This window comes from Streptomyces sp. NPDC024698 (assembly GCF_055559015.1).
Map to the genome: position 1 here is coordinate 739,152 of NZ_JBVHLK010000001.1, position 14,992 is coordinate 754,143.

A 14,992-nucleotide genomic window follows, 5' to 3' on the forward strand; every position below is an offset into this window, starting at 1 on the left:
ACGGGAAGCCTGTCAACGTTTTGTCCAGACATTCGGACCAGGGCTTGACACCTCCACGGAGCCGCCGGAAGCTGACGCCCATGACGTCGTCGCAGCCGCAGTCATCGCCGCAGCCGTCCCCCGGGCCCTCGCAGAAGTCGTCACCGCGGTCGTCACCTCCGTCCTCACTGTCGCGCATCCGGATCGGTTCGGCTCCCGATTCCTGGGGCGTCTGGTTCCCCGAGGATCCCCTACAGGTCCCCTGGCGGCGCTTCCTCGACGAGGTCTCCGGATCCGGCTACGAGTGGATCGAGCTCGGCCCGTACGGCTATCTGCCCACCGATCCGGACGTCCTGCGCGAGGAGACCTCCCGGCGCGGGCTCAGCGTGTCGGCGGGCACGGTCTTCACCGGACTGCACCGGGGCCCCGACGTCTGGGAGTCCACCTGGGCACACGTCTCGGACATCGCGGCGCTCGCCCAGGCGATGGGGGCCGGGCATCTCGTAGTCATCCCGGCCTTCTGGCGGGACGACAAGACCGGCGCGGTGCTGGAGGACAGCGTGCTGACGCCGGCCCAGTGGCGCGATCTGGCGTCGCAGACCGAGCGGCTCGCCCATGAGGTGCGCGAGCGCTACGGGCTGCGGATCGTCGTCCATCCGCACGCCGACACCCACATCGACAGCGAGGAGAACGTCACCCGTTTCCTCGACGCGACCGACTCCTCGCTGGTGTCGCTCTGCCTGGACACGGGCCACTACGCCTACTGCGGCGGCGACAGCGTCAAGCTCATCGAGACGTACGGCGAGCGCGTCGGCTATCTCCACCTCAAGCAGGTGGACCCCGCGGTGCTGGCCGGGGTGCGGGCCGAGGAACTGCCGTTCGGGCCCGCCGTCGCCCGCGGCGTGATGTGCGAACCGCCCTCCGGCGTGCCGGCGCTGGAACCCGTCCTCGCCGCCGCGCAGGATCTGGGCATCGAGCTCTTCGCGATCGTCGAGCAGGACATGTACCCGTGCCCGCCGGACAAGCCGCTGCCGATCGCCCGGCGCACCCGGGCGTTCCTGAGGTCCTGCGGGGCATGAGACCCGCGCCCCGGGGCACCCGGAGTCCCGGCCCGCCGGGCGCTCGGGGCCCGGTGGGCCTTCCGGTCCCCGCGGTGGCGGCCGAAGGCCCCGGCGGGCGTGCCTCACCGCCACTCATGCGTCACTCGTGTCACCTGTGTCACAAAAAACACCGCCGCGTCACACATGTCGCGTATACGCGGGTCTTGTGTCACGCCCGGTCGACAGTCAGGGCCCGGCACCCACCCCGCGTCGTTCACCGGGCACACGCTTTGTGATCACCAGCGCAGCGCCCGGCTCCCCCGACGACCGTCCCAGGCCGCCGCCGCGGTGCGCGCGGGGAGGTGCCGCACATGACCGACCGCCGGCTCTGGTCGTACAAGGAGATCGCCGCGCACATCAAGGTGCAGCCGGACACCGTCCGCTCCTACCGCAAGCACGGACTGCTGCCGCCGCCCGACCACGTCGAGGCCGGAAGGCCCTACTGGTACGCCGACACCGTCCGCGCCTGGGTCGCCTCCCGGCCGGGGAACCGGGGCCGCAAGGGCGGCTGACCCGTCCGGCCGGGGTCGGGCACTCTCCTGAGTGCCCTGCCCACGGCCGGATCCGGCCCGGGCCCGTCACGCCCACGGCTCGATGACCGTCACCCCCACTCCCGGAGCCGATCCCAACGCGGCCAGAGCGGCGGGAGCCGCGTCCAGTGCGATGGCGGAGGTCACGAGGAGATCGGGGCGCAGCACTCCGGAGCGGACCAGTTCCAGCAGGGGCGGGTAGGCGTGGGCCGCCATTCCGTGGCTGCCGAGCAGTTCGAGTTCGAGGGCGATCACCCGGGCCATCGGCACCGGGGTGGCGCCGGTCGGCGAGGGCAGCAGGCCGACCTGGACGTGCCGGCCGCGACGGCGCAGTCCCTCGACCGAGGCCGCGCAGGTGCCGGGGGACCCGAGAGCGTCCAGCGAGACGTGCGCACCGCCGCCGGTCAGTTCACGGACCGCCTCGGCCGGGTCCGCCACGGCGGAGGCGTCCACGCACTCCGCCGCCCCGAACCTCCGGGCCAGATCGAGCGCTGTGGGTGACACGTCCACGGCCACGACCCGCGCCCCGGAGGCCGCCGCGATCATGACCGCCGAGAGGCCGACGCCGCCGCAGCCGTGTACCGCCACCCACTCCCCCGGGGCCGTTCTCCCCTGCGCGACGACCGCCCGGAACGCCGTGGCGAACCGGCAGCCAAGCGAGGCCGCCGTGGCGAAGGACAGCTCCGGCGGCAGCGGGATCAGGTTCACGTCGGCGTGGTCGAGCGCCACGTACTGGGCGAAGGAGCCCCAGTGCGTGAACCCCGGCTGGGTCTGCCGCTCGCACACCTGCTGGTCGCCGGCCGCGCAGGCGGGACAGCTTCCGCAGGCGCAGACGAACGGGACGGTGACCCGGTCGCCGGGGCGATGCCCGCTCACCCGGGCACCCACCGCCTCGATCACCCCGGCGAGTTCATGGCCGGGCACGTGCGGCAGCGTGATGTCGGGGTCGTGGCCCATCCAGCCGTGCCAGTCGCTCCGGCACAGCCCGGTGGCCTCGACCCGCACCACCACCCCGTGCTCCGCGGGCGCCGGGTCCGCCACCTCCCGCACCCCGGCCGGCTCCCCGTACCGCTCGAACACCACTGCCCGCATCGGCTCCCGCCCTCCACTCGGAGATCAACTCCCGCGCAACGCTAGGGGATGCGGTCCGGTGCGGCTTCGGTCCGGTGGGCGGGTCGGGGCCGTGCCGGTGCATCAGCCCGTCGCCGTCGGGTGAGGAGTGGGGCGTCGGTGGCGACGGGCATCGATGTACCCCTCACGCCGGATCCCGGCTGCGGGAGGGCGATGGCTTGGGTACGGGCGGGAGTTTCAGCCCCGGCCCGTCCACATCTCAGCCCCGGCCGGGGAAAATTCAGCCCCTCCGGCGTTCGAGGACCGGGGCTGGGGCGGGTCGGGTCGGGTCGGGGGGCGATCGAGGTCCGCTAGCCGCGTGCCTCGGCCTTGTCCCGGTCGGGCTTCGGCTTCGGCTCCGGTATCGGCTCCGCGACGGGTGCCGTGTCAGGGGCCGGGGTCGAGTCGGCGGCCGGTGTCGAGCCGGGAGCCGGGGGCGTGTCCGAGGCCGGTGCCTCTCCCTCGCTCAGGCCGAACCGGTCGTGGAAGCGCCGCAGGGGGCCCGGAGCCCACCAGGTGGCCGTGCCCGTCAGCCGCATGACCGCCGGGACCAGCAGGCTGCGGACGACCATCGCGTCCATCAGGACGGCGAGCGCGACCCCCAGTCCGAGCATCTTCGTGTTGGCCACCCGGGAGGTGCCGATGGCGACCATCACCACCGCGAGGATGACGGCGGCCGCGGTGATCAGACCCCCGGTGCGCTGGAGCCCGAAGCGGACCGCCTCCCGGTGGTCGCCGGTGTGGTCGTACTCCTCCTTGATGCGGGAGAGGAGGAACACTCCGTAGTCCATGGAGAGGCCGAAGGCGACGCAGAACATCAGGACCGGGAGGGTCGTCTCGATCGAGCCGGAGCTGGTGAAGTCGAGGAGACCGGAGAGATGGCCGTCCTGGAAGACCCAGACCACGGCGCCGAACATCGCGCTCAGGCTGAGCGCGTTGAGCAGGACCGCCTGGAGCGGGATCAGCACGCTGCCCGTCAGCAGAAACACCAGGAACAGGGTGACGATCGCGATGAACGCGGCCGCCCACGGGAGCCGCTCGGCTATCGCGTGCTTGGAGTCGACCAGGACGGCCGCCGTGCCGGTCACGGAGGTGTCGAACGGGGCGTCCGTGGAACGGAGTTCACCCACCAGTCGCTGGGCCCCCTCGTCCACGGCCTCGCCCTTGGGCAACACCGAGAAGTACGCGGTGTCGCCCTTGACCAGCGGGCCGTCCACCCGCAGGACCTCGGGCAGCGCGGCGATCCGCTCCTTGTACCCGGCGTACTCGGCCTCGGTGGCAGGCCCTTCGGCCAGAACGTCCAGCGCGCCGCCGGGGCTGCCCGGGAAACCGTCGCGGATGTGCTGCTGGACGACGTGCGACTCGGCCCCCGAGGGCAGCTGCCGGTCGTCGGCCGTACCGAACTTCACGCCCAGGAAGGGCAGTCCGAGGACGATGAGGCCGGCCGTGGTGGCCACGGCGAAGAGCGGTGCCCTGCGCATGACGAGGGCGGCCATACGGCCCCAGAGGGCCCCGGCGGCGGCCGGGTCGGGCCGTCCGCGCCGGAACAGACGCCTCAGATCGAGGGAGTTCACCCGGTCGCCGAGGAGCATCAGCGCGGCGGGGAGCAGGATCAGGGCGGCGGCCGCGGCGAGCAGCACGACGGCGATGCCCGCGTAGGCGAAGGAGCGCAGGAAATACTGCGGGAAGACCAGCATCGCGGCCAGCGACACGGCGACCGTGAGCGAGGAGAAGAGAACGGTCCGGCCCGCGGTGCGCAGGGTGACCCCGATCGCGGAGCGCGGCGGGGCACCGGTGGCCAGTTCCTCGCGGAACCTGCGGACGATGAACAGGGCGTAGTCGATGGCGAGTCCGAGGCCGAGGGCCGTCGTCAGGTTCATCGCGAAGACCGAGACGTCCGTGACCTCGGTGAGTCCGCGCAGCACGGCGTTCGTGCCGAGGATCGCGATGATCCCGACCCCGAGCGGGAGCAGGGCCGCGACGGCGCTCCCGAAGACCATGACCAGCAGCAGGAGCGTCACCGGAAGGGCGATCATCTCGGCCCGGGTGAGGTCCTCCTTGATGGTCGTCTGCATCTCGTGCCGTACGGCGACCGGTCCGCCGATCTCGACCTCGACGGGACCGCTCCCGCCTCGGTAGGAGGGGGCGAGGCGGTCCAGGGTGCGGGCCGCGGCCGTCTCGTCGCCGGTGATCCGGGCGGCGATCAGCGCCTCGTGGCCGTCGCTCGCCTTCAGCGCGGGTGAACCGGTCTGCCAGTACGAACCGACGCCGGTGACACCGTGCTCGGCGGCGAGGCGCGCGGCGATCCGCCTGGCCTCGGCGGCGACGGCGGGGTCGTCGACCGAGGAGCGTCCCGCGTCGAGGAGGAGCAGCAGGTTGGGCTGCGAGGCGGGGAACTCCCGTTCCAGCGCCTTGGTGGCGTACGTGGACTGCGCGGTCGGGTCCTCCCAGCCGCCGCTGCCCAGCCGGTCCGCGACCCCGCTGCCGGCGACCACGGCGAGCGCGGTCAGCAGGAGGGCGACCAGCAGGGAGAGCCGTGGCCGCGCGGTCACGAACCGGGTCCAGCCGCCCAGACGGGCACCCCCGTCCGCGTCCCCGTCCGAGCCCGTACGAGCGCCCCCGCCCGAACCCGAGACCGTACGAGCAGCATCCCTCTTCGCGTCCCCGCGCGAGGCACCCCCGCTCTCGCTCCGGCCTCCGCCGGGCCTCGCCCCGGGCCCGTCGTCCGCGCCGTCGACTTCGGACATGATGCGGCGTCCCCTCACCGTGACCCGATGACCCGCTTCCGTGCAGGCATCATGGATCGCCCATTGCCATAGACTGGCAAACACGAGACGTCGCTCGCGTTTCTCAAGAATGCGAGTGACCACTCGTGTTTGTCAATCGCGTCCGGAGAAGCTGGGGATCATCCGTGCCCGAGAAGCAGCAGACCGAGGAACCGTCGGAGAGACAGCAGCAGGCCGACGACAGGCCGCGCCGCCGTCAGGCCCGCGGCGAGCGCCGCGTCGCCCAGCTCCTGGAAGCGGCGGCCTCGGTGTTCTGCCGGACCGGCTACACCGCGGCGAGCACCAACGCCATCGCCCGCGAGGCCGGCGTCTCGCCCGGCACGCTCTACCAGTTCTTCCCGAACAAGGAGGCCATCGCGGTCGGCCTGAGCGACCAGCTCCTCGACGACTGGGCCCGCTCGCACGGACAGGCGCTCGCCCAGGAGAACGCCGGCCTCCCGCTGGACCGGATGCTCGACGCGGTCCTCGACCCGCTGATCGAGTTCAACGTCGAGCACCCGGCCTTCGCCGTCCTGATGCACGGCGCCGACACCCCGGGAGTGATCGTCGAGGAGATCGGCACCCTGCACGGCACGCTCCTCGCCCGCGTCGAGGAGATGATCGGGGCCCGCCTGCCGGATCTGCCGGCCGACGAGCGCGCCCGCACCGCGAACATGGCGGTCCACCTGTTCAAGGCCGGTCTCACCCTGGTCATGTCCCACGAGGGCACCGAACGGGACGGCTACATCGCGGAACTCAAGACGGTCATGCACCGCTATCTGGAGCCCCTGCTCGCCGGCGGATCACCCGCCGCCCGCTGAGCCGCACCGGACCGGCCGGAGGGGCGGGCGGAAACGCGGCGGAACGGCGCCGACCGAGACGGCACGGCACCAGCGTTCCGGTCCGCGACATGAGGGACATCTGTCATAAGGTTCGGACAAATCGATCAGTGACCCGCGGCACCGATCCGTCCGCGCACCCCCGCCTCACCCGCCCGGGGGCCGCTCCGGCGCACCGGAACGCGGGCCCCGTCCGAGCCCGCGGGCCGCCCCCGGGGGACAGAGGGATGGCCGTGACGCAGAATCCGCCGCCCGGCGCACCCCGGGCCCGCATTCCCGGGCCGCAGCAGCCCCCGCCGCAGCACCCCCGGTTCCCCGCCGACCTCTGGAAGCGCTGCCTGGGCGGCGGTCTCGCCCTCTGGGCGCTGACCGCGGTCGTCACGTACGCCACGTACGACGTCACGCCGCTGCCGACCCTGATCCTGCTCGGCGGCTTCCTCGTGCCCGTCGCCTTCATGCTCTGGGCGTACGAGCGGCACGGCCGCGACCTGGGCACCACCCTCCTGCTCGGCTGTTTCCTGACCGGCGGGGCACTGGGCGCGCTCGGCGCCTCGGTGACGGAGTACGAGCTGACGCGCCCCTCACCGTGGCTGTACGTCGGCGCCGGGATGGCCGAGGAGGCCGTGAAGCTCGGCGCGCTGATGTTCCTGCTGCGCCGGAACCCCCGGATCCGCGGACCGCGGGCCGGTCTGGTGCTCGGCGCGGTGCTCGGGTTCGGCTTCGCGGCCCTGGAGGGCGCGGGGCACGCCTTCGACGCGGCCGTGTCCTTGCAGGGCGCCGATCTGCGCACCCTCCTGGAGACCGAGATCCTGCGCGGGGCGCTCACCCCGTTCGGGCAGGGCCTGTGGACCGCGGTCGCGGGTGCGGCCCTGCTGGCGCGGCGCCGCCCGGACGGGCGGTTCCGCCTCACCTCCCGGGTGGCCGGCGTCTGGGTCGGCGTCTCCCTGCTGCACGCCCTGGGGGACTCCACGCGCGGTATCGCGCTGTGGCTGGTGGCCCGGCTCGGCCGCTCCGGGCTCGGCGGGGCGCTGCCGGCGCCGGACCGGACACCGCGGCCGACGGGTGGACAGGACCATCTCTTCACCCTGTTCTCGGTGGGCGCCCTGCTCCTCGTCACGCTCGCGGGAGCCGCCTGGGCGCGCTCCCTGGCGCACCGCGACCCTGCTTGGAGAAATACCCCCTAGGGGTATAGTGTGGTGAACATCGAGGGGAACCCTGGGTTCCCAGGGATCCCTCCCGCGCACGCACGCCCCAGAACGCCTCGACGAGGAGTAACGCCATGACCGCCCAGACCGGCACCCAGGGTTCCGTCACCACCGTCTACCAGGTGAGCGGTATGAGCTGCGGACACTGTGAAGGCTCCGTCAGCGGCGAGATCTCCGCGATCCCGGGCGTGAGCTCGGTCAAGGCCGTCGCCTCGACCGGCGAGGTCACCGTCGTCTCGGCCGCCGCGCTCGACGAGAGCGCCGTGCGCGCCGCGGTCGACGAGGCGGGCTTCGAGCTCGTCGACCCGGCCTGAACGGACCCGGGCAGCTCTCCCTCTCCGCACCGGGCCGTGCCGACCGGCTGATACCGGCTCCGCGCGGCCCGGCACATTCCTGGAGCCGCACCATGACCACCGCAGCACCCGAGACACCGATAGGCACGACCTCGGAGATCGAACTCTCCATCGGCGGGATGACCTGCGCCTCCTGCGCGGCCCGCGTCGAGAAGAAGCTCAACCGGATGGACGGCGTCACCGCCACGGTCAACTACGCGACGGAGAAGGCCAAGGTCTCCTACCCCGAGGGGGTACGGGTCGCCGATCTGATCGCCACCGTGGTGAAGACGGGCTACACCGCCGAGGAGCCCCCGCCGCCCGCGCCTCCCACGCAGGACGCGCCCCCCGCCGCCGACGATCCCGAGACCGCCGCCCTGCGCGAACGGCTGATCGTCTCCGCGGTCCTCGCCCTGCCCGTCGTCCTGCTGTCGATGATCCCGGCGCTCCAGTTCGACAACTGGCAGTGGCTCGCGCTGACGCTCGCCGCGCCGGTCGTGGTCTGGGGCGCGCTGCCCTTCCACCGGGCCGCCCTGACGAACGCGCGGCACGGCGCGGCCACCATGGACACCCTGGTCTCGGTCGGCACCCTCGCCGCGTTCGGCTGGTCCCTGTGGGCGCTGTTCTTCGGCGACGCGGGGATGCCGGGCATGCGGCACGGCTTCGAGTTCACCGTCTCCCGTACGGACGGGGCCTCGGCGCTCTATCTGGAGGTCGCCGCGGGGGTCACCGCGTTCATCCTGCTCGGGCGCTTCCTGGAGGCCCGCTCCAAGCGGCGCGCGGGAGCGGCGCTGCGGGCACTGCTGGAGCTCGGCGCCAAGGACGTCGGCGTCCTGCGGGACGGCCGCGAGGTCCGTGTGCCGGTGGCACGACTGGTGGTCGGGGACCGCTTCGTCGTCCGGCCCGGCGAGAAGATCGCCACCGACGGGACCGTCGTCGAGGGCTCCTCGGCCGTGGACGCGTCCATGCTGACCGGTGAATCGGTGCCCGTGGACGTGGGCGTCGGGGACGCCGTCACCGGTGCGACCGTGAACGCCGGGGGCCGCCTCGTCGTCGAGGCCACGCGGATCGGCGCGGACACCCAGCTCGCGCGGATGGCCCGGCTCGTCGAGGACGCGCAGAACGGCAAGGCCGAGGTGCAGCGGCTCGCCGACCGGATCTCCGGGGTCTTCGTACCCGTCGTCCTGCTCATCGCGGTCGGCACCTTCGCTGTCTGGATCGCGGTCACCGGGGACACGGTCGCGGCCTTCACCGCCGCCGTCGCGGTGCTGATCATCGCCTGCCCGTGCGCGCTCGGCCTGGCCACCCCGACCGCCCTGATGGTCGGCACGGGCCGCGGCGCCCAGCTCGGCATCCTGATCAAGGGACCCGAGGTCCTGGAGTCCACGCGCCGTGTCGACACCGTCCTCCTGGACAAGACCGGCACCGTGACGACGGGCCGGATGAGTCTGCACGAGGTGTACGTCGCCGAGGGACGGGCCGGGGAAGACGTCCTGCGGCTCGCGGGAGCCCTGGAGAACGCCTCCGAGCATCCGGTTGCCCGAGCGATCGCGGCAGGCGCTCAGGAGCGCGCCGGCGGCCTTCCCGCGCCGGAGCGTTTCGAGAACGTGCCGGGGCTGGGCGTGCGCGGGCGGGTGGAGGGTCGTGAGGTCACCGTCGGCCGGTTCCCGGGCGCGCTCCCGGGAACGCTTGCGGACGCGAAGAACGCGGCCGAGGCCGCGGGCCGTACGGCCGTCGTGGTCGCCCTGGACGGCGCGGCGGCCGGCGTGCTGGCCGTCGCCGACACCGTCAAGGAGAGCAGTGCCGAGGCCGTGCGCGAACTGCGCGCCCTGGGGCTCACCCCGATGCTGCTGACCGGGGACAACCGGGCGGTCGCGGAGGCCGTGGCACGGGAGGTCGGCATCGGCCCGGACGACGTGATCGCCGAGGTGCTGCCCGAGGACAAGGTCGCCGTGGTCCGGCGGCTTCAGGGCCAGGGGCGCACGGTCGCGATGGTCGGCGACGGGGTGAACGACGCGGCGGCCCTCGCCACCGCGGACCTGGGGCTCGCGATGGGCACCGGGACGGACGCGGCGATCGAGGCGAGCGATCTGACGCTCGTGCGCGGGGATCTGCGGGTGGCCGCGGACGCGATCCGGCTGTCCCGCCGTACCCTGTCGACGATCAAGGGGAACCTGGTCTGGGCCTTCGGCTACAACGTGGCGGCGCTTCCGCTGGCCGCCGCGGGACTGCTGAACCCGATGATCGCGGGAGCGGCGATGGCCTTCTCGTCCGTTTTCGTGGTCACGAACAGCCTTCGACTGCGAGCATTCGCGTGACGACAGAGCCTGAGTCCCCCTAGAGTCCAACGAGAGCCTCACATAAGCTCTTCACAAGGCTCGCGCATCTTCCTTACGCTTGGTCCTCGATTCCCATACCGGGTCTCTTGCCTATCTTCAGGACATATGCAAGAGATCCAGATCACAGTGATGTGAACGTAACCACCGAAGGGGTTCGTCAGTCTAAGTTGGCGATGTCAGAAGCGTCTTGGGGGGCGTGACTGGCATCTGGGGATGTCTTGGGGGACGTTCCCGGAAATTGCGTCGCCGGGGCACGTACAGCGGGGAGCTTTGAGCGGCCCTCCCGATCCGTACGCGTCCCGGCAGATCGCACACGCACCACCGCAGTACGGCGAGCTCAGCTCGCCCGGCTCACCGCCGGCATCGCGCCGGCACGCAGCGATTCAGGCGCTGTCCACAGACGCCCGGCCGGATCCCGTGGGGGGAATCCGCACCGGGACAAGGAAAGCGCCCTGACTGCCGGCCCGTGGGGGGACCGGTAGCAGGGCGCTTTCCGTTTGTCCGCGTACTGGTTCCGCGCGTACTGGTTCTTCTGCGCGTACGACGGGTTCGCCGGGCCCCGTACACGGAGCCCGGCGGTCACGTCACGAGCCTCAGCGGGCCTCGACCGGCACGAAGTCGCGCTCGACGACACCCGTGTAGATCTGGCGCGGGCGGCCGATGCGGGAGCCGGGCTCCTTGATCATCTCGTGCCACTGGGCGATCCAGCCCGGCAGCCGGCCGAGGGCGAACAGGACCGTGAACATCTCGGTCGGGAAGCCCATGGCGCGGTAGATCAGGCCGGTGTAGAAGTCGACGTTGGGGTAGAGGTTGCGCGAGACGAAGTAGTCGTCGGAGAGCGCGTGCTCCTCCAGCTTGAGGGCGATGTCCAGCAGCTCGTCGGACTTGCCGAGAGCGGACAGCACGTCGTGCGCGGCGGCCTTGATGATCTTCGCGCGCGGGTCGAAGGACTTGTACACCCGGTGGCCGAAGCCCATCAGGCGGACGCCGTCCTCCTTGTTCTTCACCTTGCGGATGAAGGCGTCGACGTCGCCGCCGTTGGCCTGGATGCCCTCCAGCATCTCCAGGACGGACTGGTTGGCGCCGCCGTGCAGCGGGCCCCACAACGCGGAGATGCCGGCGGAGATCGAGGCGAACATGTTCGCCTGCGAGGAGCCGACCAGACGCACGGTGGAGGTCGAACAGTTCTGCTCGTGGTCCGCGTGCAGGATCAGCAGCTTGTCGAGCGCCGAGACGACGACCGGGTCGAGCTCGTAGTCCTGCGCGGGGACCGAGAAGGTCATGCGCAGGAAGTTCTCGACGTACCCGAGGTTGTTGCGCGGGTAGACGAAGGGGTGGCCGACCGACTTCTTGTACGCGTAGGCCGCGATCGTCGGAAGCTTGGCGAGCAACCGGATGGTGGAGAGGTTGCGCTGCTTCTCGTCGAACGGGTTGTGGCTGTCCTGGTAGAAGGTCGACAGCGCCGAGACGACCGAGGAGAGCATCGCCATCGGGTGGGCGTCGCGCGGGAAGCCCCTGTAGAAGTTCTTGACGTCCTCGTGCAGCAGGGTGTGCTGCGTGATTTCGTTCTTGAAGGTGGAGAGCTCGTCGACGTTCGGGAGCTCACCGTTGATCAGCAGGTAGGCCACCTCAAGGAAGGTGGAACGCTCGGCCAGCTGCTCGATCGGGTAGCCGCGGTAGCGGAGGATGCCCTGCTCACCGTCGAGATAGGTGATCGCGGATTTATACGCGGCGGTGTTGCCGTACCCGCTGTCCAGCGTCACCAGACCGGTCTGGGCGCGGAGCTTGCCGATGTCGAAGCCCTTGTCGCCGACGGTGCTGTCGATCACCGGGTAGGTGTACTCGCCATCGCCGAACCGCAGTACTACAGAGTTGTCGCTCACGTCATCCCTCACCGACGTTGTGCCTCTTCTTCGAGGTGCCCTGACTGTCTCTACCATCCCCCATTTGGCCCTGGAGAGTGCACTCGGGGTCGACCATTGGGCCTATCGGCGGCACTGAGTGCCGCCAACCTGCTCATCCTGCCGCGTCCGTGGCGCGACCGGAAGTGTTCTGTGACCTTCGTGACTCGTTTGATCGATCATTTTTTGTGATCGACCCCGTCCCGCGTCCGAAAGGCCCCGTTCCGCGCTCGGAAGTGCCTCGGTCCGCCGCGGGGAGAGGCGGTGGATCACTGACCGGAGAGCCGGAAGTCCAGGGCCGTGCACCGGCGTCCCGCGGACACCGTACGCACCGCCTGGCCTATCGCCTTGCGCGAACCGACGAGAACGACCAGCTTCTTGGCCCGGGTGACCGCCGTGTAGAGCAGATTGCGCTGGAGCATCATCCAGGCGCCCGTGGTCACCGGGATCACCACCGCCGGGTACTCGCTGCCCTGGGAGCGGTGGATGGTCACCGCGTAGGCGTGGGCCAGCTCGTCCAGCTCGTCGAATTCGTACGGCACCTCCTCGTCCTCGTCGGTGCGCACCGTCAGCCGCTGTTCGACCTGATCGAGGGAGGTGACGACACCCACCGTGCCGTTGAAGACGCCGTTCTCGCCCTTGTCGTAGTTGTTGCGGATCTGGGTGACCTTGTCGCCGACCCGGAAGACCCGGCCACCGAACCGCTTCTCGGCGAGGTCCGGGCGCCCGGGGGTGATGGCCTGCTGGAGCAGTCCGTTCAGGTGGCCCGCGCCCGCCGGGCCCCGGTGCATGGGGGCGAGGACCTGGATGTCCCGGCGGGGGTCGAGGCCGAACTTGGCCGGAATCCGCCGCGCCGCCACGTCCACGGTGAGCCGCCCGGCCTCCTCGGTGTCGTCCTCGACGAAGAGGAAGAAGTCCTTCATACCGTCGGTGACCGGGTGCTGCCCGGAGTTGATCCGGTGCGCGTTGGTCACCACCCCGGACTGCTGGGCCTGGCGGAAGACCTTGGTCAGGCGCACCGCCGGGACGGGCCCGCGCTCGGCGAGCAGGTCGCGCAGCACCTCTCCGGCGCCGACGCTCGGCAGCTGGTCGACGTCGCCGACGAAGAGCAGATGGGCGCCCGGCGGCACCGCCTTGACCAGCTTGTTGGCGAGCAGGAGGTCGAGCATGGAGGCCTCGTCCACGACGACCAGGTCGGCGTCCAGCGGGCGGTCCCGGTCGTAGGCCGCGTCACCGCCGGGCTTGAGCTCCAGCAGCCGGTGCACGGTGGAGGCCTCGGACCCCGTCAGCTCCGCAAGGCGCTTGGCGGCTCGGCCGGTGGGCGCGGCGAGCAGCACCTTGGCGCCCTTGGCGCGGGCCAGCTCCACGATCGAGCGGACCGTGAACGACTTGCCGCAGCCGGGACCTCCGGTCAGGACCGCGACCTTCTCGGTGAGCGCGAGCCGGACGGCAGCCTCCTGCTCGGGGGCCAGCTCCGCGCCCGTACGCCCCTTCAGCCAGGCCAGCGCCCTGTCCCAGACCACGTCCCGGAAGCCGGGCATCCGGTCCTGGCCGGGGCGCAGCAGGCGCAGCAGCTGCGCGGACAGGGAGAGTTCGGCGCGGTGGAAGGGGACCAGATAGACGGCCGTGACCGGGTCGCCGCCGTCCGGGCCCGGCACCTTCTCCCGTACGACCCCGGGGTCCTCGCCCTCCTCCGCGGGGGCCGCCAGTTCGGTCAGGCACTCGATGACCAGGCCGGTGTCGACCTGGAGCAGCTTGACCGCGTCCGCGATCAGCCGTTCCTCGGGGAGATAGCAGTGGCCCTGGTCGGTGGACTGGGACAGGGCGTACTGGAGGCCGGCCTTGACGCGCTCCGGGCTGTCGTGCGGGATGCCGACGGAGCGGGCGATCTTGTCGGCGGTGAGGAAGCCGATGCCCCAGACGTCGGACGCCAGGCGGTAGGGCTGGTTCTTCACGACCGAGATCGACGCGTCGCCGTACTTCTTGTAGATGCGGACCGCGATGGAGGTGGACACCTCCACGGTCTGGAGGAAGAGCATGACCTCCTTGATCGCCTTCTGCTCCTCCCAGGCGTCGGCGATCCTCCCCGTGCGCTTGGGGCCGAGCCCGGGGACCTCGATGAGCCGTTTCGGCTCCTCCTCGATGATCCGCAGGGTGTCCAGGCCGAAGTGCACGGTGATGCGGTCGGCGAAGACCGGTCCGATGCCTTTGACCAGGCCCGATCCGAGATAGCGGCGGATGCCCTGGACGGTGGCGGGGAGGACCGTCGTGTAGTTCTCCACGGTGAACTGCTTGCCGTACTGGGGGTGGGAGCCCCAGCGGCCCTCCATGCGCAGGGACTCGCCGACCTGGGCGCCGAGCAGGGAACCGACGACGGTGAGCAGATCGGCCGCGCCGCGTCCTGTGTCGACCCGGGCGACCGTGTATCCGTTCTCCTCGTTGGCGTACGTGATGCGTTCGAGCACGCCTTCGAGCGTGGCCGGCCGTCGCTCGCCCGTCTGCGCGGCCCCCGCCTGATCGGTCATGAGCCGACCGTACCGCCCGTCACCGACAGTGCTCCGGCGCCGTGGGCCCGGAAGACTTCGAGGGGCCCGGTCCGTCGACCGGGCCCCTCGGTTTCCCCTCCCGTGCCAGAACCCCCCGCGATCCCCCCGGATCCCCCTCCAAAGGTCCTGACTCCCCGTACGACCGACCAGGTCCCGGAACGGTTGTACGCACTTCCGAAGATTTTTTCCGGGGATCCCGGGAGCAGGGGAGCTCGGGTGAGAACAGGAAGAAGCCGGCGTCCGCGCGACGGTGCGGACAAGACCACCGCGAAGGCGAGTTGTTCGAGGGGGCGAACAACAAAGGCCAATGGCCGTAGGGTCTGCACGGACCCTGCCCACAGAAAGC

Annotated in this window: 10 protein-coding genes; 6 read left to right on the forward strand and 4 right to left on the reverse strand. The window is 71.3% G+C overall.

Going from position 1 to position 14,992, the window contains the following annotated elements; translation table 11 throughout:
- Positions 1-80: 80 nt before the first annotated feature.
- On the forward strand, positions 81-1,058 hold the full coding sequence (locus tag ACZ4AA_RS03190; protein ID WP_467594336.1) for a sugar phosphate isomerase/epimerase family protein: 978 nt from the start codon (positions 81-83) through the stop codon (positions 1,056-1,058).
- Positions 1,059-1,390: 332 nt separating this feature from the next.
- Positions 1,391-1,591 carry a helix-turn-helix transcriptional regulator gene (locus ACZ4AA_RS03195; RefSeq protein ID WP_467594339.1) on the forward strand — a complete coding sequence of 67 codons (201 nt, stop codon included), beginning with the start codon at positions 1,391-1,393 and terminating at the stop codon, positions 1,589-1,591.
- A 66-nt stretch (positions 1,592-1,657) separates the two neighbouring features.
- Here the strand turns inward: ACZ4AA_RS03195 and ACZ4AA_RS03200 are convergent, their stop codons facing one another.
- Positions 1,658-2,701, reverse strand: coding sequence for a zinc-dependent alcohol dehydrogenase family protein (locus tag ACZ4AA_RS03200; protein ID WP_467594342.1), 1,044 nt, complete (start codon positions 2,699-2,701; stop codon positions 1,658-1,660).
- Between the two features lie 329 nt (positions 2,702-3,030).
- A complete protein-coding gene (locus tag ACZ4AA_RS03205) occupies positions 3,031-5,466 on the reverse strand; it encodes an MMPL family transporter (RefSeq protein WP_467594346.1) in 2,436 nt (811 codons plus the stop codon).
- 164 nt (positions 5,467-5,630) lie between these two features.
- Here ACZ4AA_RS03205 and ACZ4AA_RS03210 point away from each other — a divergent pair, with 164 nt between their 5' ends.
- The 4 genes from ACZ4AA_RS03210 to ACZ4AA_RS03225 all read left to right on the forward strand — a co-directional run bounded on the left by ACZ4AA_RS03210 (position 5,631) and on the right by ACZ4AA_RS03225 (position 10,178).
- Positions 5,631-6,305 carry a TetR family transcriptional regulator gene (locus ACZ4AA_RS03210; RefSeq protein ID WP_467594349.1) on the forward strand — a complete coding sequence of 225 codons (675 nt, stop codon included), beginning with the start codon at positions 5,631-5,633 and terminating at the stop codon, positions 6,303-6,305.
- A gap of 251 nt (positions 6,306-6,556) precedes the next feature.
- Entirely contained in the window at positions 6,557-7,507 is a 951-nt protein-coding gene (locus tag ACZ4AA_RS03215; RefSeq protein ID WP_467595115.1) for a PrsW family glutamic-type intramembrane protease, read from the forward strand.
- Between the two features lie 95 nt (positions 7,508-7,602).
- The gene (locus ACZ4AA_RS03220; protein ID WP_467594353.1) at positions 7,603-7,842 is read left to right on the forward strand and encodes a heavy-metal-associated domain-containing protein; all 240 of its coding nucleotides are present in this window, start codon (positions 7,603-7,605) and stop codon (positions 7,840-7,842) included.
- A gap of 92 nt (positions 7,843-7,934) precedes the next feature.
- Positions 7,935-10,178, forward strand: coding sequence for a heavy metal translocating P-type ATPase (locus ACZ4AA_RS03225; RefSeq protein ID WP_467594357.1), 2,244 nt, complete (start codon positions 7,935-7,937; stop codon positions 10,176-10,178).
- 614 nt (positions 10,179-10,792) lie between these two features.
- On the opposite strand, the gene ACZ4AA_RS03230 is transcribed toward ACZ4AA_RS03225, so the two are convergent.
- Together ACZ4AA_RS03230 and recD2 are read right to left on the reverse strand one after the other, a co-directional pair.
- Positions 10,793-12,082, reverse strand: a complete 1,290-nt coding sequence (locus ACZ4AA_RS03230; protein WP_339129456.1) for a citrate synthase — start codon at positions 12,080-12,082, stop codon at positions 10,793-10,795.
- Positions 12,083-12,369: 287 nt separating this feature from the next.
- Entirely contained in the window at positions 12,370-14,625 is a 2,256-nt protein-coding gene (recD2, locus tag ACZ4AA_RS03235) for an SF1B family DNA helicase RecD2 (RefSeq protein WP_467594360.1), read from the reverse strand.
- Positions 14,626-14,992 lie beyond the last annotated feature (367 nt).